Origin of the sequence: Kineococcus sp. TRM81007 (assembly GCF_022669155.1) — a bacterium.
Classification (GTDB): Bacteria; Actinomycetota; Actinomycetes; order Actinomycetales; family Kineococcaceae; genus Kineococcus.
Genome location: NZ_JALBVB010000056.1, coordinates 313,620 through 340,027, shown reverse-complemented (window position 1 = coordinate 340,027; position 26,408 = coordinate 313,620). Strand labels below are relative to the sequence as shown.

The window sequence follows — 26,408 nt, the reverse complement described above, 5'->3', positions numbered from 1 at the left end:
GCTCGGGCCTAGGCTCTCCGGGTCCGTGAACGAGGCACGCGCGTCAGGAGAGACCGCCGAGTGAGCCAGTCCACCGAGCGCCCCGACGGGCACGGGACCAGCGCAGCGAACGGCAGCGGCGCCGAGGAGCGCGCGGCCGAGGAGGTCGCGCGCGAGGACGCCCACGTCGGGCGGCTGTACGCGCGCCTGGACGAGCTGCGCGAGCAGACGGCCGTCCAGCTGGCCGAGGTGCGCCGCACCCGCGCCACCGGCACCCACCAGAACCGCTTCGAGCGCGACGCGTTCGCCACCCTGTACGAGGACCGCCTCTCGCAGCTGTGGTCGGTGGAGAACCGGTTGTGCTTCGGGCGCCTCGACCTGCGGGAGGGCACGGAGGACCCGCGGCGCTACGTGGGCCGCCTGGGCCTGGCCGACGAGCGCGGCGAGCAGCTGCTGGTGGACTGGCGCGCCCCCGCGGCGCAGGACTTCTACCAGGCCACCGCGGCCGCCCCGCGCGACGTGGTGCGCCGCCGGCACCTGCTCACGAAGGGCCGGCACGTCACGGCCGTCGACGACGAGGTCCTGGTGGCCGCGGACGGCGAGCGGACCACCGGCGACGCGGCGCTGCTGGCCGCGGTGACCGCGCCGCGCACGGGGCGCATGGGCGACATCGTCGCCACCATCCAGGCCGAGCAGGACCGCGTGATCCGCGCCTCCGAGCGCGGCGTGCTCGTCGTGCAGGGCGGCCCGGGCACCGGCAAGACGGCCGTGGCGCTGCACCGCACCGCCTACCTGCTCTACACGCACCGCGACCGGCTGGCGCGCAGCGGTGTGCTGCTGCTGGGCCCCAGCCCGGTGTTCCTGCGCTACGTCGAGCAGGTGCTGCCGGCGCTGGGCGAGACGGGCGTGGTGACGATGACGCTGGGTGAGCTGTTCCCGGGCGTCGTGGCGCGCGGGGCGGACTCCCCGCGCGCGGCGCGGGTGAAGGGCTCGGCCGTCATGGTGGACGTGCTGGCCGCGGCGGTCGCGGCGCGCCAGCGGGTGCCGGAGCGGGCGGTCCGCTTCGACCTGGACGGCACCGCGCTGCTGCTGCGCCCCGAGGCGGTCGTCTCGGCGCGCACCCGGGCCCGGCGCAGCCGCAAGCCGCACAACGCCGCGCGCGTGACCTTCGTCCGCGAGGTGCTGAACACGCTGGTGCAGCAGCTGGCGCGGGCGCGCGGGGTGGACCTGGGCGAGGAGCGCGACGACCTGCTGGCCGAGCTGCGCGAGTCGGTGGACGTGCGCCGCGAGGTGAACCTGTGCTGGATGCCGCTGACGCCGCAGAAGGTGCTGGCAGGGCTGTACCGCTACCCGGAGCAGCTGCGCCGGGCGGCGCCGCAGCTCTCGCGCGCGGACCGCGAGGCGCTGCACCGCGAGGACGCGCAGGCGTGGAGCGAGGCGGACGTGCCGCTGCTGGACGAGCTGGCCGAGCTGCTGGGCCCGCTGGAGGAGAACCGCGCCGCGGGGGCGCGCGAGGCCGAGCGCGAGGAGCAGCTGGCGCACGCCCGCGAGGTGCTGGAGGCCTTCGAGGCCTCCGGGGTGGGCGACACGCTGGTGACGCCGGAGCTGCTGGCCGACCGGTTCGCCAGTGACGGCCCGAGCGGCACGGTCGCCGAGCGGGCCGCCGCGGACCGCACGTGGGCGTACGGGCACGTGGTGGTCGACGAGGCGCAGGAGCTGTCGGCGATGGCGTGGCGGTTGGTGGAGCGGCGCTGCCCGGCGCGCTCGATGACGCTGGTGGGCGACGTGGCGCAGACGTCGAACCCGGCGGGCGCGCGCAGCTGGGCGGAGGCCCTGAAGCCGGTGGTGGACGACCGCTGGCGGCTGGAGGAGCTGACGGTGAACTACCGCACGCCCGCGAGGATCGCGCGGGTGGCGGCGGACGTCCTGCTGGCCGCGGGGATCGACGCGAAGCCGCCGACGCCGGTGCGCGAGGGGGAGGTGGACCCGGCGGCGGTGCGCCTGGCCGGCCCGGAGGACGCCGCGGGCGTGGTGGCGCAGGTGCGGCGGGTGCTGGGTGAGCTGGACGAGGGCCGGGTGGCGGTGCTGACCGCGCACGAGGGCGGTCCGCTGGGTTCGGACGCGCTGCGCGCCGCGGTGGCGCGGGTGCTGGAGCCGGGGGCGGTGGCCGCCTCCCCCGACGACCTGGACGCCGAGGTCAGCGTCCTGGACGTGCACCGGGCCAAGGGCCTGGAGTTCGACGTGGTGGTGCTGGTGGAGCCGGCGGCGGTGCTGCGCCGCCCGCGGGGCGCGAACGACCTGTACGTGGCGCTGACCCGGGCGACGCAGCGGCTGCTGGTGCTGCACGCCGAGGACCTGCCCGCGTCGATGGGCTCGGTGGCGCCGGCCGCCGGGGGCTGACGCGCGCACGGCCCGCCCCGGCGAGGGGCGGGCCGTGCGCGGGGCGGTTCAGCCCGCGGTGCCCCAGCGGGCCCGCAGCGACTCGCTGAACGCCCGGAACCCGGCGACCATCGCGGTGCCCTCCGGCTCACCGGAGTGCAGCCACTGCACCTGCAGGCCGTCCAGGACGGCGACGGTGGCGGCCGTGATCGCGTCCACGTCGGCCTCGGGCGAGACCTCCCCGGCGTCCACGCCGGCGCGCAGGGCCGCGGCGATCCACGAGGTGATGCCCGCGTAGTGCTCGCGGGCCCACTCGTGCGCGGGGTGCGCGGGGTCCACGGCCTCCGCGGAGATCGTCACGAACAGCTCCACCCACTCGCGGTCGCGGGCGTTGGCGACCACGAGGCGCTCCAGCCCCTCGAACGCCGCCCAGCCGACCGGCTCCTCCCGTCCGACGATCACCGGGGTGGTGCGGGCGTCGCGGTGCGCGAGGGCGGCGGTCAGCAGGGCCGCCTTGGTCGGGAAGTGGTGCAGCAGGCCGGACTGGCTCAGCCCGGCCCGCTGCGCCACCAGGGCGATGGAGGTGCCGCGGTAGCCGCGCGCGCCGAACAGCTCCAGCGCGACGTCGAGGGCGCGCTCGCGGGCGGCGGGGACGGCTGCGGTGCTCGGGGCGGTCGCGGCGGTGCTCACGGGGGCAGTCTGCACCGCCACGGCCCTCACCGGACCTTGCGGACGAAGAGGATCGCGACGGCGCCGAGCACGGTCACCGCACCCGCGCCCCAGAGCATGAGCTGGTAGTTCTGGTTCGCCGCGCTGCCCACGCCGAGCAGGACGAGGGCCGCGGCAGGCGCCAGGCTCTGCGGCAGGGCGTTGGCCATGTTGAAGACGCCGAGGTCCTTGCCGGCCTGCGCCTCCGACGGCAGGACGTCGATGACGAGGGCGGTGTCCACGGCGACGTACACGCCGTAGGCGACGCCGAGGACGACCTCGGCGACGTAGAAGGCACCGACCGACCCGGCGTGGGCGAGCACGACGAGCCCGGCGGCGAACAGGGCGGTGGACGCGAAGACGAAGGGCTTGCGCCGGCCGGTGCGGTCCGAGGCCCACCCGGCCGCGCGCGCGGCGACGACGAGGGCCGCGGTGTAGACGAGCACGCCCAGCAGGACGGCGCGGGCGGCCGCCGCGGCGTCCAGGCCGAAGCGGTGCTGCAGGTAGAGCAGCCGGTAGGTGGTGAACATGAAGGTGCCGAAGACGATGAAGAACCGCGACCACCAGGCGAGCGCGAAGTCGGGGTGCGCCACCGGGTTCGTGTAGAAGGTGCGGGCGAACGCCTTCAGGTCGAGCGGCTCACGGGCTTCGGGGTGCGGCTCGTCGCGCATGGTGAGGGCGAAGGCGGCGACGAGCACGAAGCTGATGCCCGCCGGGACCAGGAACAGCGGCAGCATGCTCGTGGGGAACAGCGCGCCGCACAGGGTGGCGAGCAGGATGGCGACGTTCTGGGCGATGCCCACCCAGGAGGAGACGCCGGCGCGCTGCTCGGCGGGCACCTGGTCGGCGATGACGGCGACGAGGCACGCGAGCACGGCGTTGGCGCCCATCTGGGCGAGCACCCAGGCGACGCCCAGCTGCAGCACGCTGTCGGTGAAGGCCACCCACACCAGCGCGAGGGTGAAGACGACCAGCCCGCCGAGGATCCACGGCCGGCGGCGGCCGAAGCGGCTGCGGGTGCGGTCGCTGAGCATCCCGAACAGCGGGTTGGCGATGAACGCGCCGAACGCCGCCCAGGCGCTGACGGTGCCGACCACGGAGGCGGGGTCGTCCGGACGCACCTGCTGGGCCTTGAGCGCCAGGCTCACCATGACGGGCGCCATGAGCGCCACGAAGAGCCCGAACTGGGCCAGGGTCAGCCGGACCACGAGGCCGCGCGCGCCGCGCGCACCTCCGGGTGGTGCGGCGGGGACGGCCGGCGTGCCCGGTGCGACCGGGACGCGGGGTTCGTTCGACAGGGCCACAGCGCCTCCTCGAGCTCACGGGCGACGGCTGCGTCACCCGACCGACCGAGCGCTCGGTCGGCTCGCAGACCGTAGACCTCGATCCTGTGCGAGCACCGGCGGGGAGGGGGTTTCGTGATCGACTTCACAGCGCACCCCCGACGTGTCGGTGCCCCGTGCTTGTCTGTGCGGCGTGACGATCCCCGCCCCCGCTCCGTCCGATCGCACCGTCGCCGCCCTCCGCACCGACGCTCCCGGGGTCGCGGCCGCCGACCTCGAACCGCTCCTCGCGCAGCACCGCCGCGAGCTGACCGGCTACTGCTACCGGATGCTCGGCTCCGCCTTCGACGCCGAGGACGCGGTGCAGGAGACGCTGCTGCGCGCCTGGAAGGGCGCCGGCGGCTTCCAGGGCCGCTCCTCGTTGCGCTCGTGGCTGTACCGCATCGCCACGAACGTGTGCCTGACGGCGATCGAGACGCGCGGCCGGCGTGCGCGCCCGATGGACCTGTCCGCCTCGGCGTGGGAGCCCGTGGAGGCCTCGCTGGCCGCCCGGCAGCCGGAGGACACCTGGCTGGAGCCGATGGTGGACAGCCGGGTGCTGCCGGCGGCCGGCGACCCCGCCGACGTGGCGGTGGCCCGCGAGTCGATCCGGCTGGCGTTCGTCGCCGCCCTCCAGCACCTGCCACCGCGCCAGCGGGCCGTGCTGATCCTGCGCGACGTGCTGCGCTGGCGGGCGGAGGAGGTCGCCGGGCTGCTGGAGACGTCCACCGCGTCGGTCAACAGCGCCCTGCAGCGCGCCCGCGCCACGCTGTCCTCGCGCCCCGACGTGGACCCGGAGGCGGTCACCGGCGCACGGGAGGCGGACCTGGACGCCGGCCACCGCGACCTGCTGGAGCGGTACGTGCGGGCCTTCGAGTCCTACGACATGGACGCCTTCGTGGCCCTGCTGGCCGAGGACGTGACGCAGAACATGCCGCCGTTCGAGATGTGGCTGTCGGGCCCGCGGGACGTGGTGCGCTGGATGGTGGGCCCCGGCCGCGCGTGCCGCGGCTCGCGCCTGGTGCGGGCCGACGTCAACGGCTCCCCCGCGTTCGCCCAGTACAAGCCGGGCGGGCCGGACGGGGCGCTGGCGCCGTGGGCGCTGCACGTGCTGGAGCTGCGCGACGGGCGGATCCGCCGCATCACCTCGTTCCTGGACACCCGGCTGTTCGCGCACTTCGGGCTGCCGCCGGAGCTGCCGCCCCACCCGCCGTCGTCGCCGCCCACGCGCTGAGGCGCGCGCCCCGGCCCCGACCTAGACTCGCGCGGATGGCCACCCCCGCCCGCAGCACCCCGCGCTCCCTCGCGGAGGACCTGCGCGCGCGCGGCGACGGCGAGCTCGAGGCGCTGCTCGCCGCCCGCCCCGACCTGGCCTCCCCGCTGCCCGGATCGACGACGGCGCTGGCCACCCGGGCCACCACCCGCGCCAGCGTGCAGCGGGCGCTGGACGCCCTCGACACCCCCGCGCTGCAGGTCGCGGAAGTGCTGGCCGTGCTGCCCTCCCCCACCAGCGCCACGGCGGTCGCGCGCACCTGGGGAGCCAGGGCGAACGGCGTCCTCGCGCAGCTGCGCGAGCGGGCGCTGCTGTGGGGGCCCGACCGCCGGCTGCACCTGGTGCACGCGGTGCGGGACCTGCTGGGCCCCCACCCGGCGGGCCTGGGACCGCCGCTGGCCGACGCGCTGGGGCGGCGCTCCCCGCAGCGCCTGGCCGAGCTGCTGGAGGACCTCGGCCTGCCGGTGACCCACGACCCCGAGGCGGCGCTGGGCCGGCTGGCCGCCCACCTGGGCGACGCCGCCGTGCTGGAACCCCTGCTGGGCGACGCGCCCGAGGGGGTGCGCGCGCTGCTGGAGAAGCTGACGTGGGGCCCGCCGACGGGGTCGGTGGAGCGCGCCGACCGGCAGGTGCGGGCGGCCGGCGCAACCGGCCCGGTGGACTGGCTGCTCGCGCACGGGCTGCTGGCGGTGTCCGGTCCGGGCACGGTCGTGCTGCCGCGCGAGGTGGGCCTGGCGCTGCGCGGCGGGCGGGTCCACCGGTCGCCCGACCGGGAGCCGCCCGCCCCGCGGGTGCAGCAGCGGCGCCCGGAGCAGGTGACCGCCGCGGCGGCGGAGGCCGCGGCCGAGGCGTGCCGCCTGGTGGAGGAGCTGGGCCTGCTGTGGGGCTCCGCTCCCCCGCCGGTGCTGCGCGCCGGCGGCGTGGGGGTGCGCGAGCTGCGCCGCACCGCCGCCGCGCTGGAGGTGGACGAGGCCACCGCGGCCCTGGTGGCCGAGGTCGCGCACCTGGCGGGCCTGGTCGCCGACGACGCCGAGGTGGAGCCGCGCTGGCTGCCCACGCCGGCCTTCGACGCCTGGCGCGAGGAGGACGTCCCCACCCGCTGGCTCGACCTGGCCCGGCCGTGGCTGGGCTCCACCCGGGTGCCCGCGCTGGTGGGCACCCGCGACGTGAAGGACGCCCTGCGCAACGCGCTGGGCCCGGACCTGGACCGCGGCGCCGCCCTCGCCGTGCGCCGCTCGGTGCTGGCCCAGCTGGCGGCCGCCGGCGAGGGCGGTGCGGTCGCCGCGGACGACCTCGCCGCGCGCCTGCGCTGGGACGCCCCCCGCCGCGCGGGGCGGCTGCGCGAGGAGCTGGTGCGCTCCGCCCTGCGCGACGCCGGCTGGCTGGGCGTGGTCGGCGCCGGGGCGCTGGCGCCGGCCGGGCGCGCGCTGCTGGACGGCGACGAGGACGCCGCGGCGGCGGCCCTGGCGCTGGCGCTGCCAGCGCCGGTCACCGAGGTGCTGCTGCAGGCGGACCTGACGGCCGTGGCGCCCGGCCCGCTGGAGAGCCACCTGGCGCAGCGGCTGGCCGCTCTGGCGCGGGTCGAGAGCCGCGGCGGGGCCACGGTGTACCGGTTCGACGCCGCCACCGTCCGGCACGGCCTGGACGAGGGGCTGACCGCCGACGACGCGCTGCGCTTCCTCGCGGACGTCTCCGCCACCGGTGTGCCGCAGCCGCTGGAGTACCTGGTGCGGGACGTGGCGCGCCGGCACGGGCGGGTGCGGGTGGGCCGGGCGGGCAGCTACGTGCGCGCCGAGGACCCGGCCGTGCTGGCCGAGCTGCTCACCGACCGCCGCTGCGCCCGCCTGGGGCTGCGGCCCCTGGCCCCGACCGTGCTGGCCGCGCAGGCCGAGCCCGAGGAGGTGCTGGCGGCGCTGCGCGCGGTGGGCCTGGCGCCCGCCGCCGAGGGCCCCGGCGGGGAGCTGCTGGTGCACCGGCCCCCGGTGCTGCGCAGCGGCCCGCGGACCCCGCCCCGCCCGGTCACCGGTGAGCCTCCCCCGCCGTCGCCGGCGCTGCTGACGGCGGCGGTGCGCTCGCTGCGCACCGGGGACGAGGACGCCGAGGCCGGTCAGCGGCGCCGCGCCGAGCACGCCGACGCACCGGCGCTGGACCACCTGGACCCCTCCACCTCCCTGGTGCTGCTGCGGCAGGCCGCCGCCGAGCGCCGCGCGGCGTGGATCGGGTACGCCGACGCCGACGGGGCACCGCGCCGGCACCTCGTGGAGCCGATCGAGGTGGCGGGCGGGCGGATCACCGCCCTGGACCGCGCGGACGGGGCGGTGCGCACCTTCTCGGTGCACCGCGTCACCGGTGTGGCGGTACGGGACGCGTGAGCACCGCCGGCGTCGGCTAGCGTCGACAGCCGCCCCACCGCGGCGGGCGGTGCGGTGCGACGGGCTGGAGGGAGCAGGCGATGGGTGAGCCGGACCGGGACGAGCAGCAGCGCTCGTGGTGGGTGGAGCCGGACGACGCAGCGCGCCCCACCGGGGACGCCCAGGAGCCCCGCCCCGGGCAGCCCGACCAGCGGGATCACGCGTCGGGCTACGACCAGAGCTACCCGCAGAGCTACGGGCAGAGCTACCCGCAGGGCTACGGGCAGAGCTACGGGCAGGGCTACGACCAGAGCTACCCGCCGGGCTACGGGCAGGGCCACGACCAGAGCCACGGGCAGGGCTACCCGCAGGGCTACGGCGAGCCGCCGGTGACGGGCACCGCGCACGCCGTGCTGTGGACGGCCGTCGGCGGCCTGGTGCTGCTGGGCACCGGGCTGGGCTGGATCGCCTCGATCGTGTCCCTGGCGCTGACCCCGGCCGCCCGCCGGGAGATCGTCGCCTCGCAGGGCGCCCGGCGCGGGCTGGGCTTCCTCCTCGCCGGCAAGATCATCTCCTGGGTGACGATCGCCCTGACGGTGCTGTTCGTCGTGGGCGTCGCGGTGTTCGTCGCCTGGGCCGCGCAGCAGGGCACGCAGTACGGCTACGACGGCCACGAGTACGACTTCGGTTCCGTGGCCCGGCAGGTCCGGGTGTGAGCGGCTCCACCGGCACCGCGGCGGCGCGGCGCGGAAGCACTCGGCGCTCCGCGGGGTTGAACGCCCCGTGACCGACGGCCCCCTCATCGTCCAGAGCGACAAGACGCTGCTCCTGGAGGTCGACCACCCGCGCGCGGGCGCCGCCCGCGCGGCGATCGCCCCGTTCGCGGAGCTGGAACGCGCCCCCGAGCACGTGCACACCTACCGGCTGACGCCGCTGGGGCTGTGGAACGCCCGCGCGGCCGGCCACGACGCCGAGCAGGTCGTCGACACGCTGCTGGAGTTCTCCCGCTACTCGGTCCCGCACTCGCTGCTGGTGGACGTCGCGGAGACGATGGCGCGCTACGGGCGCCTGCAGCTGGCGAACGACCCCGCGCACGGGCTGGTGCTGCGCGCCCTGGACACCCCGGTGCTGGAGGAGGTGCTGCGCAGCAAGAAGGTCGCGCCCATGATGGGTGAGCGCGTCGCCCCCGACACGGTGGCGGTGCACCCCAGCGAGCGCGGCAACCTCAAGCAGGCGCTGCTGAAGCTGGGCTGGCCGGCGGAGGACCTCGCCGGGTACGTCGACGGCGAGGCGCACCCGATCGACCTGGCGCAGGACGGCTGGTCGCTGCGCCCGTACCAGTCGGAGGCCGTGGACGGCTTCTGGCACGGCGGTTCCGGCGTGGTGGTGCTGCCCTGCGGGGCGGGCAAGACGATCGTGGGCGCCGGGGCGATGGCGAAGGCGCGCGCCACGACGCTGATCCTGGTGACGAACACCGTGTCGGCGCGGCAGTGGCGCGACGAGCTGCTCAAGCGCACCTCGCTGACCGAGGACGAGATCGGGGAGTACTCCGGGGCCCGCAAGGAGATCCGCCCGGTGACGATCGCCACCTACCAGGTGGTGACGGCGAAGCGGAAGGGCGTCTACCCGCACCTGGAGCTGTTCGACGCGCGCGACTGGGGCCTGATCCTCTACGACGAGGTGCACCTGCTGCCGGCGCCGATCTTCCGGATGACCGCGGACCTGCAGGCGCGCCGCCGCCTGGGCCTGACGGCGACGCTGGTGCGCGAGGACGGCCGGGAGGGCGACGTGTTCTCCCTGATCGGCCCGAAGCGCTACGACGCGCCGTGGAAGGACATCGAGGCGCAGGGCTACATCGCCCCGGCGGACTGCGTGGAGGTGCGCGTGACGCTGCCGGACGGCGAGCGCCTGGCGTACGCGACGGCGGAGGACGACGAGCGGTACCGGCTGTGCTCGACGTCGCCGGAGAAGTCCCGCGTGGTGGAGAGGCTCGTCGCCCAGCACGCCGGGGAGCCCACGCTCGTCATCGGCCAGTACATCGACCAGCTCGACGACCTCGCCGACCGGCTGGACGCACCCGTCATCAAGGGCGACACCTCGGTGAAGGAGCGCCAGCGGCTGTTCGACGCGTTCCGCCACGGGGAGGTCACCACGCTGGTGGTCTCGAAGGTGGCGAACTTCTCCATCGACCTGCCGGAGGCGAAGGTCGCCATCCAGGTCTCCGGTTCGTTCGGCTCGCGGCAGGAGGAGGCCCAGCGCCTCGGCCGGGTGCTGCGGCCGAAGGGCGACCACGGCACGGCCCGCTTCTACACGGTGGTGGCGCGGGACACGAAGGACCAGGACTTCGCCGCGCACCGGCAGCGGTTCCTCGCCGAGCAGGGCTACGCCTACCGCATCGTGGACGCCGACGACATCGACGGCGGCGTGCCGGACGCGGACGGGGTCCTGCCGGGCGAGTGAGCACCGGCGGTGCGCACCTCACCGGGTGGCGCCGCCGGGGTCCCGCCCGCGGTCCCGGCGGGCCGTCGGGGCCGATCGGGGCACCGGGCGCCCCTCAGCGGCCGCCGGCGCGCGCCGGCCGCGCGTCGGTGGCCGCGCGCGCCCGGCCGCCCTGGCTGGCCGCGGCCAGCACCAGGTCGGCGGGTTCGCCGGGCACGCCGGCGAGGGCCTCGGTCCAGCCGCGCAACCCGTCGGGGCGGTTGGTGATGACGCCGTCCACGCCCGCCTCGGTCAGCGCCCGCCACAGCACCGGTTCGTCCACGGTCCAGGACCACACCTGCAGACCGGCGGCGTGCAGCTCGGCGACGGCGCCGGGGCGCGCCACCAGGGACGCGACGGAGGGGTTGCAGGCCAGCACGCCGAGGTCGCGGCGCAGCGCACGGCCCTGCGCGAGGGCGTCGGGCGCGGGAGCGTCCAGCAGCACCGCGCGGCGCACCTCCGGAGCGACCTCCTGCACGTGCGCGAGGGTGCTGGTCTCGAAGCTCTGCACCACCACCTGCTCCACGGCGCCGGCGCGGCGCACGTCGGTCAGCGCCGCGGCGACCTGCGCCGCGCTCCAGCGGCCCTTCAGCTCCAGCAGCAGCTGGGCGCCGGCGTGCTCGGCGATCAGGTCCAGCAGGTCCGCCAGCAGCGGCACCCGCTGACCGCTGTACGCGGGCGAGAACCAGGAGCCGGCGTCCAGGCGGGCCAGCTCGCCGGCGGGCAGGTCGGCGACGCGGCCGCGACCGGCGGTGGTGGCGTCGACGACCTCGTCGTGGATGAGGACCGCGGAACCGTCGACGGTGGGGTGGGCGTCCGTCTCCACCATGTCGGCGCCGCAGCGCAGCGCGGCCTCGAAGGCGGCGAGCGTGTTCTCCGGCGCCACCGAGGAGTACCCCCGGTGGGCGATGACCAGGGGCGGGGTGAGCGGAGCTGCGCTGACCACACCCCCACCCTGCCCGGGCCCGGCGTCCGGGAGGTGGCCGCCGCGCGGAGCGGGCGTGACGAACCGCTGACCGTTGTCGTCCACCGAGTCCCCCACCGGTGCACCCGGACGCCGGCGACCGCCGCCGGTGCGTGCCTCCCGGGTGCTCCCCGACTGCTTCGGCACGCCGGGCGGGTCGCTGGAGGACCGGTCCCGGTGAGCCGAACGGGTCGTGGTGGTGGCCGACGGGTCAACCCGGTGCCGCCGGGTGTCGACCCTGCGGGGGTGAACGCTGACCGCTGGTCGTCCGTGGGCTCGGCGGACGCCGGCACCGACGTCGCCGCGTCCGCCGCGCTGGCCGTGGAACGCGCCCGCGCCGGGCGCCGCGCCGGGCTGCTGGTCGTGATGGCCCGCTGGGACCTGGACCTGGCCGCCGTCGCCGCCGGCGTGGGCGCCGCCGCGGGCGGGGCCGCAGTGGTCGGCACGAGCACGGTGACGACGTACGCGGGCGGCGACGAGGCGCCCGCCGGCGTGGTGGTCACGGCGATCGGGGGCCCGGGCGTGTCGGTGCGCACCGCCTCGGCGGCCCGGGACGACCCCCCGTACGAGCGCGGTGCGCGGGTCGCGGCCGCCTGCCGGGACACCTCCCGCGCGCACTCGACCGTGCTGCTGCTGCCCAACGGCACCGACCTGCAGCAGCAGGCGGTCGTGCGCGGGGCCTACTCGGAGCTGGGCCCCGCGGTGCCGATCGTGGGTGGCGGCTCCGGCGGGGACGTGGTGGCGCGGCGCAGCTGGCAGCTGCACGGCGCGCCCGACGCCGCGGGCCGCACCGCCGTGGACGTCGTCGAGAACGGGCTCGTGGGGGCCTGGCTCGGCACCGACCGCCCGCTGGGCGTGGGCACCGCCCACGGCCTGCAGCGGGTCGGCGAGCCGATGGTCGTCAGCGACTCCGACGGCTTCACCGTGCGGGCGCTGGACGGCCGGCCCGCGCTGGACGTGTACCTGGAGCACCTGGGCGTGGACGCCGGCGCGCTCGGCGAGGAGGCGCTGACCGGCCTGGGGTTCGCGCACCCGCTGGGCCTGGTGCGCCGCCGGCGCGAGGAGGTGCGCACCGTCGTGGGGCTGGACGTGCGCGAGCGGACGCTGACCTTCGTGTCCGAGGTGCCGCACGGCAGCCTCGTGCACGTCATGGCCGGCGACGAGGAGGCGGTGGTGGCCGGGGCGGGCCGCGCCTGCCGGGACGCCGCCGCCGCCCTGGGCGGTGCGACGCCCGCCGGGATGCTGGTCTTCAGCTGCGTCGCGCGGCGCGGGCTGCTCAGCCGCACCGGCCCGCTGCGCGAGGCCCGTGCCGCGCTGGAGGCGGCGGGGGGTGCCGACGTGGTGCTCAACTACAGCAACGGCGAGATCGCCCGCGTCTCGGGCGCCGCGGGCTGCCACAACCAGACCGTCGTCGCGCTGGCGCTGTGAGCACCGGGGAGCACGGGCAGCAGCAGGGGCTGCTGCTGGTGGAGCTGCTGACGACGCTCGCGCAGGTCGGCGAGACGCGCACCATGGCGGCCCGCGCCGTGCAGTGGGTGGCCGAGCAGCTGGACAGCGAGGTCGCCGCGGTGGTGCGCGGCGGGGAGCTGGTGGCCGCGGTCGGCCTGCTGCCCGGCGACGAGGCGGGCACGGCCGCGCTGCTCGCGGCGGTGGGCGACGGCGGCCCGGTCGACCTGCCCGGGCTGCCCGGCGCCGAGGTCGTCGACGCGGAGGTGCCCGACCCGGCGCTCCCCGCCGTGCTGGTGGTCGCGCGCGCCGAGGAGCCGTTCGACGCGGCCGAGCGCCTGCTGCTGCTGGGCACCGGGCGCCTGCTCGGCCAGGCGCTGCAGGCCGCCCGGGCGCTGCGGCGCGAGCGCGAGCAGCGTGAGCACGGCGAGCGGCTCGCGCGCGAGCGCGAGGAGCTGCTGCGGACGTTGCAGGAACGGGAGCTGGTGCTCAGCACGGTGCTGACGCTGCAGCGGGCGATCTCGCACCGCCGGCCGCTGGAGGAGGTGCTGGACCTCCTGTGCGACGGGGCGCAGCGCGTCCTGGGCGGCGACGAGGTCGTCGTGGTGCTGGAGAACCCGCTGCACCGGGACCGGCTGGAGGTGCGCGCGCACGGCACCGCCGGCGGGCCGCCGTCGTGCCCGGACCTCGCCGGGCACGGTGCCGAGGCGGTGCGGGCCGGGGCGGAGGTGCACGGCCGGCACGGGGACTGCACCTGGCGGGCCGCGCCGGTGCGCGCGCACGGGCGGTCCGTGGGGGCGCTGCTGGTCGTGGACGCCCCGGGCGGCGCGGTCCCGGCCACCCGCCACCTGCTGGCGACGTTCACCGAGCACGCGGGTGCCGCGCTCAACGACGCGTACACGGAGCAGACCCTGCGCGAGTCGTTCTACGACCAGCTGACGCGGCTGCCGAACCGCGCCCTGTTCCTGGACCGGCTCGGTGCCGCGCTGGAGGGCCACGAGCGCTGCGGGCGCCCCACCGCGCTGCTGTACCTGGACCTGGACGGGTTCAAGGCGGTGAACGACCGCTGCGGGCACGACGCCGGGGACGCGGTGCTGCAGGCGTGCGCGGAGCGGGTGCGCGAGTGCCTGCGCCCGCAGGACACCGCGGCCCGCCTGGGCGGCGACGAGTTCGCGGTGCTGCTCGACGGCGTGGACGTGCCCGCCGCGGTGCGCCTCGCCGAGCGGCTGCTGCGGCGGCTGCGCCTGCCCGTGGAGCACGACGGGCGCTCGCTCGCCGTGGGCTGCAGCATCGGCGTGGCCGCGCCCGGGCACCAGGGCACGACCGCGGCGACGCTGCTGCGCGACGCCGACACCGCCATGTACGCGGCCAAGGGCGCGGCCCGCCCGACGGTGGGCCCGACGGTGGCGGTGTTCGAGCGCGCGATGCACGAGGCGCGCGCGGACCGGCTGGAGCTCGAGTCGGACCTGGCGGTCGCGGCCGCCGAGGGGCAGTTGCGGTTGCACTACCAGCCGACGGTGCGCCTGGCCGACGGCGCGACGACCGGGGTGGAGGCGCTGGTGCGCTGGCAGCACCCGCGCCGCGGGCTGCTGTTCCCCGACGCGTTCATCGCGGTGGCGGAGGAGAGCGGTGCGGTGGAGGCCCTGGGCAGCTGGGTGCTGCGCCAGGCGTGCGCGCAGACCGCGGCCTGGCGCGCGGCGGGAGCGGGTGGGCTCACCGTGGCGGTGAACCTGTCGGTGGCGCAGCTGCGCCCCGAGCTGGTCGCCGAGGTGCTGGGGGTGCTGCGGGACACCGGCCTGCCGGCGTCGGCGCTGGTGCTGGAGGTCACCGAGACGGTGCTGGTGCGCGAGGGCGAGGTCGCCCGGGAGGTCCTGGCGCGGTTGCGGGAGCACGGCGTGCGCATCGCCGTCGACGACTTCGGCACGGGGTACTCCTCGCTGTCGTACCTGCGCCGGCTGCCGGTGGACGTGCTGAAGGTGGACCGGTCCTTCGTGCAGGGGATGAGTTGCGCGCAGGACGCGGCGCTGGTGCGCACCGTCGTCGGCCTCGCCCGGGCGCTGGGGCTGGAGACGGTCGCCGAGGGCGTCGAGAGCGGCGAGCACGCACGGGCCCTGCGGGAGCTGGGGTGCGACCGGGCGCAGGGGTACCACTGGTCCCGGCCGGTGCCGGCGCCGGAGCTGTCCGCGCGCTGGGCACCGCGGGCCGTGGCAGCCGCCTGCTGAACCGGTGCGCGGCGCCGCGCCGCGCACCGGTCAGGCCGCGGTCAGGCCGCGGCGGCGCAGCAGCGGTTCCATCTGCGCGTCCCGGCCGCGGAAGTCGCGGTACGCCCGCACCGGGTCCACGGCGCCGCCGCGCGAGAGCAGGGTCCGGCGGAAGTGCTCGCCGTTCTCCCGCCGCAGCCCGCCGTTCTCGCGGAACCACTCCACGGCGTCGGCGTCGAGGACCTCGCTCCACACGTAGGAGTAGTAGGCGGCGGCGTACCCGCCGCCGAAGACGTGGTGGAAGTAGCTGCTGCGGTACCGCGGCGGCACGGTCTCCAGCGCGACGCCCGCCTCGGCCAGCGCGGCGGCCTCGAACCGCTGCACGTCGTCGGGCCCGGCGCCGTCGAGGTCGCCGGGGGCCACCCGGTGCCAGGCGGCGTCGAGCAGGGCGGCGGCCAGGTACTCCAGGGTGGAGAAACCCTGCCCGAACGAGCGGGCGGCGCGCAGCGCCTCGGCCGCCCCGGCGGGCAGCGGCTCGCCGGTGACGTGGTGGCGGGCGTACCGCTGGAGCACCTCCGGCTCGAAACCCCAGAACTCGTTCACCTGGGAGGGGAACTCCACGAAGTCGCGGGGCACGTTCGTGCCGGAGAACCGCGGGTAGCGCACGTCGGAGAGCAGCCCGTGCAGGGTGTGCCCGAACTCGTGGAAGAGGGTCTCCACCTCGTCGACGGTGAGCAGCGCCGGCTCCCCCGCCGCGGGTTCGGGCACGTTCAGGCAGTTCACGACGACGGGGGCGGTGCCCAGCAGGCGGGACTGCTCGGCGAACGAGCTCATCCACGCGCCGCCCCGCTTGGAGGGCCGGGCGTACGGGTCGAACAGGTACAGCCCGAACGGGCCGTCGGGGCCGGCGACCTCGAACACCCGCACGCCGGTGGAGTACACCGGCAGGTCGTCGCGCTCGGTGAACGACAGCCCGTACAGCGCCGAGGCGGTGGCGAACACCCCGTCCACCAGGACGCGCTCCAGCTCGAACCAGGGCCGCAGCTGCTCGGCGTCCAGGGAGAACCGCTGCTGCCGCAGCAGGCCGGCGCACCACGCCCAGTCCCAGGCGCGCAGGGGGGCCTCCTCGCCGGCGGCGACGAGGACCTCGGTGAGCTCGGCCTCCTCGGCGCGGGCGTTGGCGGCGGCGGCCGGGGCCAACCGGCGCAGCAGGCCGGCGGCGGCCTCGGCGTCGCCGGCGGTCTCGTCGGCCACCACCCAGGAGGCGTGGTCGGCGAAGCCGAGCAGCTGCGCGCGCTCGGCGCGCAGGGCCGCGATGCGCTGCAGCAGGATGCGCGTGTCGTGCTCGCCGCCGCGGCCGCCGCGGGAGACGGACGCGCGGTGCACGCGCTCGCGGGAGTCGCGCCGGCGCAGCTGCTCCAGCACGGGCTGGCCGGTGGGCAGCGCCAGCGGCAGCAGGTAGCCGTCCAGGCCGCGGGCGCGGGCGGCCTGCCCGGCGCGGGCGAGGTCGGCCGGCGCCAGCCCCTCCAGCTCCGCGGCGTCGGTGAACCGCACCGCGAGGTCGTTGGTGTCGGCCAGCAGCTCCACGTCGAAGCGGGTGGTCAGGGCGCTCAGCTCGGCGTTCAGCTCGCGCAGCCGCTCGGCTCCGGCGGCGTCCAGCAGCGCCCCGGAGCGCACGGCGTCGGAGTGCAGCCGCTCCAGCAGGCGGCGCGCCTCGTCGTCCAGGTCGGCCGGCGGGTCCTCGTGCAGGGCCCGCACCCGCGCCACCACGCGCGGGTCCAGCCGCACGGCGTCGTGGTGGGCGGCCAGCCTGGGGGCGTACTCCTCCTGCACCGCGCGCAGGGCGTCGTCGGCGTCGGTGCCGGTGAGGTTCCAGAAGACCGCCTCGGCGCGGGCGAGGAGCCGCCCGCCGGCCTCCAGGCCGTCGAGGAACGCCGCGGCGGTCGGTTCGGCGGCCAGCAGCTCGTCCAGCTCGGCGCGGTGAGCGGCCATCCCCGCGTCGAAGGCGGGGGCGAAGTGCTCGCCGCGGATCTCCCCGAACGGCGGCAGCCCGAAGGGCAGGTCGCTGGGAGCGGCGAACGGGTTGTCCACGGGCAGGCCGTCGGCGGGGCTCATGGCGTGATCCTGCCGCAACACCCTGTAGCGCATCGAGGAAGGTGAGGCAAACCATGCTCGCGACTGGTCATCGACGGTTCACCTTCGCGCCACCCGCCGGTGGCCTCAACCGCCGCCCGGCATCCATAACGTCCACCCCGCACGACCGCCATCCGAGCGGTCGACGGCCGGGTGCCGCCCCGGCTGGACGCCCCGCCCGAGGAGATCCCCCCGTGACGACGGACGCCTGCCGCCCGACGCTGGAACTGCTGCCCTACGCCCCCGCCGGGCGTCGCAGCTCGATGACCTGCCACTACCGCTGCGCGACCTCGTGCGCGAAGCCCGTCCCCAACCGCACCGAGAACGCCTACTTCGGCGACGTCGTCCGCTCGGCCGTCTCGCGGCGCGGCGTCCTCGCCGGGCTCGTGGGCCTGGGCGTCGCCGGTGCCGCCGTGGCGCAGGCCCCCCAGGCCAGCGCCAGCGCCTTCGGCACCTCCGGCGACGTGAACCTGCTGGCCGACCCGTTCGACCCGGGCCACGCCGTGGACTTCGACGTCATCGCACCCGTCCCGGCGGACGTGGACTCCTTCGACGTGCCGGCCGGCTGGACCTGGGCGCCGCTGATCTCCTGGGGCGACCCGATCCTGCCCGGCGCACCGGACTTCGACTTCGAGAACCAGACCGCCGAGGCCCAGCTGGGCCAGTTCGGCTACAACAACGACTACACGACCATCGTCCCGATGCAGGACCCGAACCGGGCCCTGCTGGTGTGCAACAACGAGTACACCAACGAGGAACTGATGTTCCGCGACTGGACCGGCGCGGAGGACGCCACGGACGAGCAGCTGCTCATCTCGCTGGCCGCGCACGGCATGTCCGTCGTGGAGCTGCGCCGCGCGGACGAGAACTCCCCGTGGGCGTACGTGCGCGGCTCGGAGTTCAACCGCCGCATCACGCCGATGACCCAGTTCGAGTTCACCGGCCCGGCCGCCGGCGCGAAGGCGCTGCGCACCAACTCCGACCCGTCCGGCCGCAAGCCGATCGGCACCTTCGGCAACTGCGCCGGCGGCACCACGCCGTGGGGCACGGTCCTGTCCGGCGAGGAGAACTTCAACGGCTACTTCTTCTCCGCCGAGGAGCCCGGCGGCGAGGGCCCCGGCGAGAGCGACCGCTACGGCGTGGTCGGCAGCAGCGGCCGCGGCTGGGAGCGCATCGAGGAGCGGTTCGGCTCCGTGGCCGAGCCCAACGAGCCCAACCGGTTCGGCTGGGTCGTCGAGGTGGACCCGCACGACCCGACCTCCACGCCCCGCAAGCACACCGCGATGGGGCGCATGAAGCACGAGGGCGCCACCATCTCCATCGCCGCCGACGGGCGCGCGGTGTCCTACATGGGCGACGACGAGCGCTTCGAGTACCTGTACAAGTTCATCTCCAAGCGCAAGTACCGCGAGGGCGACCGCAAGCACAACATGCGCCTGCTGGAGGACGGCGACCTGTACGTGGCCGTCTTCGAGGGCGACGGCATCGAGGACGAGCGCTACGACGGCCGCGGCCGCTGGGTGCAGCTGACCCGCGACGGCCGCTCCCTCGTGCCGGGCATGTCGGTCGACGAGGTGCTGATCAACGCGCGCGCCGCCGGTGACGCCGTGGGCGCCACGAAGATGGACCGCCCCGAGGACGTCGAGCGCAACCCCGTCAACGGCCGCGTGTACCTGGCGTGCACCAACAACACCCAGCGCGGCACCCTGTACAAGCCCGCCGTCGACGAGGCGAACCCCCGCCCCATCAACAAGGACGGGCACGTCATCGAGATCGTCGAGGCCCGCGACGACGCCGCGGCGACGGAGTTCTTCTGGAACCTCGTGCTCGTCTGCGGCGACCCGGAGGACCAGAGCACCTACTTCGGCGGTTTCGACCCCGCGCAGGTCTCGCCGATCTCCTGCCCCGACAACGTGGCGTTCGACAGCACCGGCAACCTGTGGATCTCCACGGACGGCAGCACACTGGGCACCAACGACGGCCTGTTCGAGGTCGTCGTGGACGGCCCGAACCGCGGCCAGGTGCGGCAGTTCGCGTCCGTGCCGGTCGGCGCGGAGGCCTGCGGCCCGGTCATCGCCGAGGACGGCCGCACCGTGTTCCTGGCGGTGCAGCACCCCGGTGAGATCGACACCGCGACCATCGACGCGCCGGCGTCCACCTTCCCCTACGACGGCACCGGCCAGCCGCGCCCGTCGGTCTGCCAGATCTACCGCGCCTGATCGAGGCGGGACCGCCCGGGGGCGGTCGGGTGGGGCTTCGGCTCCCCCGGCCGCCCCCGGGCGCGTCCGGGGGCGGGTCGGCGGCGGGTCAGGGACCGGTGACGAGGGCGCGCAGCAGCCGGTCCAGCTCCGCGGCCGGGTCGGCGGTCAGCCCGCAGTGCACCGGCGAGGTCTGGACCACGGTGCTGCGCGGGGCCGTCAACCAGCGGAACCGCGCCCCGCGCGCCTCGGACGCGGCGGCACCGGCGGCCGGGTCGTCCGCGCACACCCGCTCCAGCGCGTCCAGGTGCCGGGCGACCGCCGCGGCGTCCACGTCCGGTGCCAGCGCCCGCAGGCGGGCGTCGTCCAGCGCGGTGCGGGCGGCCAGGTGCTCGCGCGCGCGGCACCACAGCACCACCCCGGCGTTGAGGAACTCCGCGCGCTCCACGCGCGGCACCACCCGCACCACCGCGTACTCGTAGACGTCCAGGCCCTCAGCCACGGCGCGCCTCCCCCTGCACGGCGGCCAGCTCGCCCACCCAGGGCCGTGGTGGCGCCAGCCGCGCGGTGAACCACTCCAGGTACGCCTCGCGCACCTCGTCCGCGGAACCGAACCCCGGCTCCGCGTCCAGCCACACGTCCGGCACGTCGCCGACCGCGGCCCGCAGCACGTCCGGCGTCAGCGCCGCCGCGCACGCCGCGTCCACGTCCGCCACGTCGGCCGCGGCCCGCAGCAGCAGGTGGTCCTCGGCGTGCCGCAGCGGCCGGGTCGCGCTCGCCGCGGCGCGCGCCCAGTCGTGGTGGAAGTACAGCGCCGCACCGTGGTCGATCAGCCAGGGGCGCCCGCCCCACCACAGCGCGTTGGGGTTGCGCCAGGAGCGGTCCACGTTGAGCACGAGGGCGTCGAACCACAGCACCCGCGCCGCCCAGCCGGGGTCCACCGGGTCCACCGCCGGGTCGAACGAGAGCGCCCCGGGCAGGAAGTCCGTGCCCAGGTTCGCGCCCGGCGAGCGCAGCAGCAGGTCCTGCACCTCCTCGTCCGGCTCGCCGCGGCCGATGACGGGGTCCACCTCGGCCACGACCAGCTCGGGCACCGCCAGCTCCAGGGCCGCGGCCAGGCGCGCGGCGAGCACCTCGGCGACGAGGACCCTGCGGCCCTGCCCGGCGCCGGAGAACTTCACGACGTAGGTGCCCAGGTCGTCGGCCTCGCACAGGCCCGGCATGCTGCCGCCCTCGCGCAGCGGCAGCACGTACCGGGTGGCGGTCACGGAGCGCAGCACGCCCGGGAGTCTGCCAGCCACCCCCGCACCCGTCCCCTCGCCCCAGCACCTCCCCAGGTGCTTCCCAGCCGTCGGGGGCAGGATCGGGGGGGTGAGGAGCGCGAACACACCCCCGGAGGCCCGGTTGCTCGTCGTGGACGACGAGCCGAGCATCCGCGAACTGCTCGCCACCAGCTTGCGCTTCGCGGGCTTCGAGGTGACCTCGGCCGCCGACGGCGCCCAGGCGCTGGAGCTCGCCGAGAAGGTGCGCCCGGACCTGGTGGTGCTGGACGTCATGCTGCCGGACCTGGACGGGTTCACCGTCACCCGCAAGCTGCGCGAGCGCGGTCGTCCGGTACCGGTGCTGTTCCTCACGGCCCGCGACGACACCGCGGACAAGGTGAACGGCCTGACCGTCGGCGGCGACGACTACGTGACCAAGCCGTTCAGCCTGGAGGAGGTCGTGGCGCGCATCCGCGCGGTGCTGCGGCGCACCGGCGGCCCGGCCGGGGCCGAGTCCGGCCACCTCGTCTTCCACGACCTGGAGATGGACGAGGACTCCCACGAGGTGCGCCGCGCGGGCCGGGCGGTGGAGCTGTCGCCCACCGAGTTCAAGCTGCTGCGCTACCTGATGCTCAACCCGAACCGGGTGCTGTCGAAGGCGCAGATCCTGGATCACGTGTGGGACTACGACTTCAACGGCGAGGCGGGCATCGTGGAGTCGTACATCTCCTACCTGCGCCGCAAGCTGGACACCGAGGGCCTGGTGCCGCTGATCCACACCAAGCGCGGCGTCGGCTACGTGCTGCGCGTGCCGTCGGACGCCGGGTGAGCCGGGCCGGGGCGGTGCCGGGCCGCTGGCGCGGGCGGGTGCGCGCCGCCGAGGAGCGGGTGCCGCTGCAGACGCGGCTGCTGGTCATCGCCGTGGCGCTGCTGCTGGTGGCGATGACCGTCTTCGGCGGGGTGTCGCTGACGCTGCTGCGCTCGAACCTGCTGCGGCAGGTGGACGAGGAGCTGAACGGCCGGGGGCGCGTCGCGGTGGAGGTGTCCCTGTCGCACCTGGCCCAGGGCTACCCCAGCGACGCGGTGCCCTTCTCCTCCTTCTACGTGCTCCTGACCGACGCGGACGGCGGCAGCCTGGACGAGCTGTGCCCACCCGCGGACGGCTCGCGCGGCTGCACGGCGCGCCCGGACCTGCCGGAGCTGACGAGCGAGGTGGTCGCCGAGCGGGCGGGCACCGCCTTCACCGTCGGCGGCGAGGACGACGGTGGTCAGTGGCGGGTGCTGCTCGTCACCTTCGACACCGTGCCCGTCAACGCGGCCGTGGCGCTGCCGCTGGCCGGCGTGCAGGAGACGCTCGCGCGCTACCGCACGGTCGCCCTGCTGGCGGGCGCGTCGGTGCTGCTGCTGGGCACGGGCCTGGCCGCGGTGGTGATCCGCCGCTCCTTCCGGCCGCTGGACGACATCGAGCGCACCGCCTCGGCCATCGCGGCCGGCGACCTGTCGCGCCGCGTGCGCAGCGCCCCGCCGACCACGGAGATCGGGCGGCTGGCCGCGGCGCTGAACGCGATGCTCGCGCGGATCGAGGACTCCTTCCGGGCCCGGCAGCGCTCCGAGGAGCAGATGCGCCGGTTCGTCGCCGACGCCAGCCACGAGCTGCGGACCCCGCTGGCGGCGATCCGCGGGTTCGCCGAGCTGTACCGGCAGGGCGCCGTGCGCGAACCGCAGGACGTGGTGCACGTCATGGGGCGCATCGAGGGCGAGTCCACCCGCCTGGGCCGCCTGGTGGAGGACCTGCTGGCGCTGGCCCGCCTGGACGAGGCGCAGCGCCGTCCCGACAGGCGCAGCGACCCGGTGGACCTGGTGGTCGTGGCCTCCGACGCGGTGCACGACGCGCGGGCGCTGGCGCCGGACCGGCAGGTGCGGCTGACCGGCGTGCAGGAGGGCACCGGCCCGGCCTCGGCGGTGGTGCTGGCCGACGAGGCGGGTGTGCGGCAGGTGGTGACGAACCTGCTGGGCAACGCCCTGCACCACACCCCGGCCGGCACCCCGGTGGAGGTCGCCGTCGGCCTGGTGGCCGGGCCGTCGGGTCCGGAGTCGGTGCTGGAGGTGCGCGACCACGGCCCGGGTCTGCCGCCCGAGGAGGCCGAGAGGGTGTTCGAGCGCTTCTACCGGCTGGACGCCTCCCGGCGGCGCGGCACGGGCGGCGGCTCGGGGCTGGGCCTGGCGATCGTGGCGAGCATCGTGGCCGGCCACGGCGGCACGGTGGCGGCCGTGCCCACGCCGGGCGGCGGCGCGACGTTCCGGGTGCGCTTCCGCGCCGCGCCGGCCCAGCTCGGCGGCGAGGACGGCGGGGGGAGCCACGGCGACGGGGGTGGTCCGGGCGGCGGCGAGCGCGTCGGTTCCCGGATTCACAGCTGACGTCCAGCCCGTTCCGGGCGCTCCTGCAGGGCGGGGACCGTCAATGGAGGGGAGACGGGGGCACGCCCCCGCAGGACGGGGGGCACCGGCTCCCCGTGCCCCACCGGCTCCCCGTGCCCACCGGCACCGCACACCAGAGGTGAACGAGGATGGACCGCACCGCCGACCAGCACCGCACCGCCGACGGCAGCGCCGCGCCGTTCGGCGGCTCCCCCTCCGCCGGCACCGCGGTCCAGGCCCGCGGGTACGGCCCCGACCCCGACGGCGGGGCCCCCACCGCGCCGCAGGCACCGGCCCAGCACGGCTACCCGGGCAGCCACCCCACCCAGCCCCTGCGGGGGGGCAGCCCCTACGGCCCCTCCCCCTACGGACCGCAGGGCGCTCAGCCCCACGACCCGTGGGCGACGCCCGGCGGCCCCACCCCTCCCGGGGGCGGTGACGGCGGCTCCGGCGGCGACGGTGGCGGCGGCCGGGGGCCGCGCCGGCGTCCCGGCTGGGCCGGGGTGGCGGGCGTGGCCGTCGCCGGCGCCGTGGCCGCCAGCGCCCTGACGGCCGGCCTGCTGGGCGCCTTCGGGCAGGAGGCGGGCACGGGCACCACGGTGTCCGCCCGCTCGGGCGGCACGATCCAGGGCGTCAGCGAGACGACCGTCAACTGGCAGGCCGTGGCGGACTCCGTCTCCCCCAGCGTCGTCGCGGTGGGCGTGAGCTCCGCGCAGGGTTCCGGCGTGGGCTCCGGCATCGTCTACGACGAGCAGGGCCACGTCGTGACGAACAACCACGTCGTCACCGGCGCCGGCGCGAACGCGCAGATCGTCGTCACCCTCAGCGACGGGCGTCGGTACGAGGCGACGATCGTGGGCACCGACCCGGCGACCGACCTGGCCGTGCTGCAGCTGCAGGACCCGCCCGCGGACCTGGCGCCGGCCACCTTCGCCGACTCCGACGAGGTCGTGCCCGGGCAGGCCGTCATGGCGCTGGGCAACCCGCTGGGCCTGGCCGGCAGCGCCACCACGGGCATCGTCTCGGCGGTGGACCGGCCGGTGCTGACGACCGCCGAGACGGAGGCGCAGAACCCCTACGGCGGCCCGTTCGGTCAGCAGACGACCACGGAGACCGTGGCGACGAACGCCATCCAGACCGACGCGGCGATCAACCCGGGCAACTCCGGCGGGGCGCTGCTGGACTCCAGCGGCCGCGTCATCGGCGTGAACTCCTCCATCGCCACGCTGAGCTCGTCGGCCTCCGCGCAGTCCGGCAGCATCGGCCTGGGCTTCGCGATCCCCGCGAACGAGGTGGGGATGATCGCCGACCAGCTCGTGGCCGACGGCACCGCCGACCACGCGTGGCTGGGCGTGAGCCTGACGCAGGACGACCCGGCGGTGACGGTGGGCGAGGTGACCCGCACGGGCGCGCAGGTCGCCGCGGTGAGCGAGGGCACCCCGGCCGCGCAGGCGGGTCTGCGGGCCGGCGACGTCATCACCGCGGTCGACGGCGAGTTCACCGCAGGCTACGAGGCGCTGACGGCGGCGGTCCGCGAGGTCGCGGTCGGCAGCGAGGTGGAGCTGACCGTCGTGCGCGACGGTTCCGAGGAGACGCTGACCGCCACCCTGACCGCGCGCCCGCCCCGTCACGGCTGCTCCGGCCGGGTCTCCCCCGCCCGGCCCCTGCGTGCGCCCCGGCGACGTGCCGATCCTCAGGGCTGGACGGCCGGACGGCCGGACGGCAGACCTCCAGGAGGACACGTGACGAACAGCAGCCGTTCCCGCCGCGAGCTCGGCGCCGCCCTGGTGCTGGCTCTGGCGCTCGGCACCGCGGGCACCCCGGCGCAGGCGGACGAGAGCGGCGAGGCCGCAGCGGACGTGCTGGAGGTGGAGGTCCGCCCGGCGATCGCCACGCCCAGCGGGGTCGTCACGGTCGCCGCCGAGTACGAGCTCGACGAGACGGACGAGGACGAGGACGACCCCGAGGACGAGGACGACCCCGAGGACGAGGACGACCCCGAGGACGAGGGCGAGGGCGACCCCGAGGACGAGGGCGAGGGCGAGGACACCACCGGGGAGGGCACCGACGGCGAGGAGACGACCGACGGCGAGGAGACGACCGACGGCGGTACCGCCACCCTCGCCGCGGGGCGCCCGGCCGCCGGCGTCGAGCTCGTGGTGGACTTCGGCGACGGGTCGGAGCCGCAGCCGATGCGCGTGGCGGGTCCCGGGCGCGACGAGGTGAAGGCGTTCGGCAAGCACGCGTACGCGCAGGCGGGCACCTACACGGTCACCGTCACCGCGACGCCTGACGGCGGCACCCCCGTCAGCGTGCCCGTCGAGGTCCAGGTCGGCGGCGGCAGCGCTCGCCTGGGCGGCGCGGACCGCTTCCAGACGGCCAACCGGCTCGCGCGTGAGGACTTCCCCGCCGACGGCGACGCCGGGGCCGTGCTGCTGGCCCGGGCCGACGCCTTCGCCGACGCGCTGGCCGCCGCCCCGGTGGCCGTGTGGGAGGAGGCCCCGGTGCTGCTGACCGACACCGCCACGCTGCCCGACAGCGTCGGGGCCGAGATCGCGCGCGCCCTGGGGGCCACGGGCACCGTCTACCTGCTGGGCGGCGAGAACGCCATCGCCCCCTCGGTGGCCGACGGCCTGCGCGCGGCCGGCTACGAGGTGGTCCGCATCGCCGGTGAGGACCGGGTGGGGACCGCGCTGCAGCTGGGGAGCTTCCTCGTGGACGCCGGCGTCGACGTCGACGAGGTGGTCCTCGCCGGCAGCACCGGCTTCGCCGACGCGCTGTCGGGGGCTGCGTTCGCGGCGAGCGCGCAGGCCCCGGTCCTGCTGACCGCGCCCGACGCGCTGGACCCGCGCGTCCTGGCGTTCCTCCAGGGGCTGGGCGACGTGGAGGTCCACGTCGCCGGTGGCGCCGCGTCGGTCGGCGACGCGGTCCTGGCGGAGCTGGCGGCCGGCGGCTTCGAGGCGGAGCGCCTGGCGGGCTCGGACCGGTACGAGACGTCCGCACGGATCGCCGGGACGCTCTTCCCGGACGCGACGACGGTCGTCCTGGCGACGGGATCGACCTTCCCGGACGCGCTGGCGGGCGCGGCGGCCGCGGGCCGGCGCGACGCGGCGGTGCTGCTGGTCGGCGACCGGCTGCCGGAGGCGGTGCGGGAGTACCTGGCGGCCGGGGCCGGGAGGGTCGAGGCGGTGTACGTGCTCGGCGGCGAGGGCGTCGTCCCGGCACCGGTGCTGGCGGAGGCGAAGGCGCTGCTGGGGCTGTGAGGGCCGGGGTGTGCGGGTGCGCACCCGCACACC

17 protein-coding genes are annotated in these 26,408 nt (G+C 76.6%); 11 read left to right on the top strand and 6 right to left on the bottom strand.

The features are described 5' to 3' along the window. The first annotated feature begins 60 nt into the window (after positions 1–60). Positions 61–2,379 carry an ATP-binding domain-containing protein gene (locus MN205_RS22020; protein ID WP_242128972.1) on the top strand — a complete coding sequence of 773 codons (2,319 nt, stop codon included), beginning with the start codon at positions 61–63 and terminating at the stop codon, positions 2,377–2,379. 48 nt (positions 2,380–2,427) lie between these two features. Here the strand turns inward: MN205_RS22020 and MN205_RS15775 are convergent, their stop codons facing one another. Then, complete coding sequence (locus tag MN205_RS15775; protein WP_242128970.1) at positions 2,428–3,048, bottom strand: TetR/AcrR family transcriptional regulator; 621 nt, start codon at positions 3,046–3,048, stop codon at positions 2,428–2,430. A 26-nt stretch (positions 3,049–3,074) separates the two neighbouring features. Continuing rightward, the gene (locus MN205_RS15770; RefSeq protein WP_242128966.1) at positions 3,075–4,370 is read right to left on the bottom strand and encodes an MFS transporter; all 1,296 of its coding nucleotides are present in this window, start codon (positions 4,368–4,370) and stop codon (positions 3,075–3,077) included. Between the two features lie 172 nt (positions 4,371–4,542). Here MN205_RS15770 and MN205_RS15765 point away from each other — a divergent pair, with 172 nt between their 5' ends. From MN205_RS15765 to MN205_RS15750, 4 genes are all read left to right on the top strand, one after another. Further along, positions 4,543–5,622: a sigma-70 family RNA polymerase sigma factor gene (locus tag MN205_RS15765; protein ID WP_242128961.1), complete on the top strand. Its 1,080-nt coding sequence runs from the start codon at positions 4,543–4,545 to the stop codon at positions 5,620–5,622. Positions 5,623–5,657: 35 nt separating this feature from the next. Next, entirely contained in the window at positions 5,658–8,033 is a 2,376-nt protein-coding gene (locus MN205_RS15760; RefSeq protein WP_242128959.1) for a helicase-associated domain-containing protein, read from the top strand. Positions 8,034–8,113: 80 nt separating this feature from the next. Then, on the top strand, positions 8,114–8,728 hold the full coding sequence (locus tag MN205_RS15755) for a DUF4190 domain-containing protein (protein WP_242128957.1): 615 nt from the start codon (positions 8,114–8,116) through the stop codon (positions 8,726–8,728). A gap of 67 nt (positions 8,729–8,795) precedes the next feature. Next, positions 8,796–10,472 carry a DNA repair helicase XPB gene (locus tag MN205_RS15750; RefSeq protein WP_242128954.1) on the top strand — a complete coding sequence of 559 codons (1,677 nt, stop codon included), beginning with the start codon at positions 8,796–8,798 and terminating at the stop codon, positions 10,470–10,472. A gap of 94 nt (positions 10,473–10,566) precedes the next feature. Here the strand turns inward: MN205_RS15750 and MN205_RS15745 are convergent, their stop codons facing one another. Next, positions 10,567–11,436, bottom strand: a complete 870-nt coding sequence (locus MN205_RS15745; RefSeq protein ID WP_242128953.1) for a glycerophosphodiester phosphodiesterase family protein — start codon at positions 11,434–11,436, stop codon at positions 10,567–10,569. A 264-nt stretch (positions 11,437–11,700) separates the two neighbouring features. Here MN205_RS15745 and MN205_RS15740 point away from each other — a divergent pair, with 264 nt between their 5' ends. Together MN205_RS15740 and MN205_RS15735 are read left to right on the top strand one after the other, a co-directional pair. Next, a complete protein-coding gene (locus tag MN205_RS15740) occupies positions 11,701–12,882 on the top strand; it encodes an FIST signal transduction protein (protein ID WP_242128950.1) in 1,182 nt (393 codons plus the stop codon). Further along, positions 12,879–15,122, top strand: coding sequence for a bifunctional diguanylate cyclase/phosphodiesterase (locus MN205_RS15735; protein WP_242128948.1), 2,244 nt, complete (start codon positions 12,879–12,881; stop codon positions 15,120–15,122). The genes MN205_RS15740 and MN205_RS15735 overlap by 4 nt, the downstream gene beginning before the upstream one ends. Positions 15,123–15,152: 30 nt before the next feature. Here MN205_RS15735 and MN205_RS15730 read toward each other — a convergent pair whose 3' ends face one another. Next, on the bottom strand, positions 15,153–17,216 hold the full coding sequence (locus MN205_RS15730) for a M3 family metallopeptidase (protein ID WP_242128946.1): 2,064 nt from the start codon (positions 17,214–17,216) through the stop codon (positions 15,153–15,155). A gap of 281 nt (positions 17,217–17,497) precedes the next feature. Here MN205_RS15730 and MN205_RS15725 point away from each other — a divergent pair, with 281 nt between their 5' ends. Next, complete coding sequence (locus MN205_RS15725) at positions 17,498–19,453, top strand: PhoX family phosphatase (protein WP_374115957.1); 1,956 nt, start codon at positions 17,498–17,500, stop codon at positions 19,451–19,453. Between the two features lie 88 nt (positions 19,454–19,541). Here MN205_RS15725 and MN205_RS15720 read toward each other — a convergent pair whose 3' ends face one another. Next, on the bottom strand, positions 19,542–19,934 hold the full coding sequence (locus MN205_RS15720) for a DUF3037 domain-containing protein (RefSeq protein ID WP_242128941.1): 393 nt from the start codon (positions 19,932–19,934) through the stop codon (positions 19,542–19,544). After that, a complete protein-coding gene (locus MN205_RS15715; RefSeq protein WP_242128940.1) occupies positions 19,927–20,712 on the bottom strand; it encodes a HipA family kinase in 786 nt (261 codons plus the stop codon). The genes MN205_RS15720 and MN205_RS15715 overlap by 8 nt, the downstream gene beginning before the upstream one ends. A 91-nt stretch (positions 20,713–20,803) precedes the next feature. On the opposite strand from MN205_RS15715, the gene MN205_RS15710 reads away from it, so the two are divergent. The 3 genes from MN205_RS15710 (at position 20,804) to MN205_RS15700 (ending at position 26,375) form a co-directional block, all read left to right on the top strand. Further along, positions 20,804–21,523: a response regulator transcription factor gene (locus MN205_RS15710; protein WP_242128938.1), complete on the top strand. Its 720-nt coding sequence runs from the start codon at positions 20,804–20,806 to the stop codon at positions 21,521–21,523. Further along, on the top strand, positions 21,520–23,112 hold the full coding sequence (locus tag MN205_RS15705; RefSeq protein ID WP_242128936.1) for a cell wall metabolism sensor histidine kinase WalK: 1,593 nt from the start codon (positions 21,520–21,522) through the stop codon (positions 23,110–23,112). Before MN205_RS15710 ends, MN205_RS15705 begins: the two co-directional genes overlap by 4 nt. A 149-nt stretch (positions 23,113–23,261) precedes the next feature. Then, positions 23,262–26,375, top strand: coding sequence for a cell wall-binding repeat-containing protein (locus tag MN205_RS15700; protein WP_242128933.1), 3,114 nt, complete (start codon positions 23,262–23,264; stop codon positions 26,373–26,375). The last annotated feature ends 33 nt before the right edge of the window (positions 26,376–26,408 follow it).

What these genes read in the sequence shown, in the direction of transcription:
- MN205_RS15760 (WP_242128959.1), top strand. Translation starts at nt 5,658, where the DNA reads ATGGCCACCCCCGCCCGCAGCACCCCGCGCTCCCTCGCGGAGGACCTG.
- MN205_RS15755 (WP_242128957.1), top strand. Translation starts at nt 8,114, where the DNA reads ATGGGTGAGCCGGACCGGGACGAGCAGCAGCGCTCGTGGTGGGTGGAG.
- MN205_RS15730 (WP_242128946.1), bottom strand. Translation starts at nt 17,216, where the DNA reads ATGAGCCCCGCCGACGGCCTGCCCGTGGACAACCCGTTCGCCGCTCCC.
- MN205_RS15725 (WP_374115957.1), top strand. Translation starts at nt 17,498, where the DNA reads ATGACCTGCCACTACCGCTGCGCGACCTCGTGCGCGAAGCCCGTCCCC.
- MN205_RS15700 (WP_242128933.1), top strand. Translation starts at nt 23,262, where the DNA reads ATGGACCGCACCGCCGACCAGCACCGCACCGCCGACGGCAGCGCCGCG.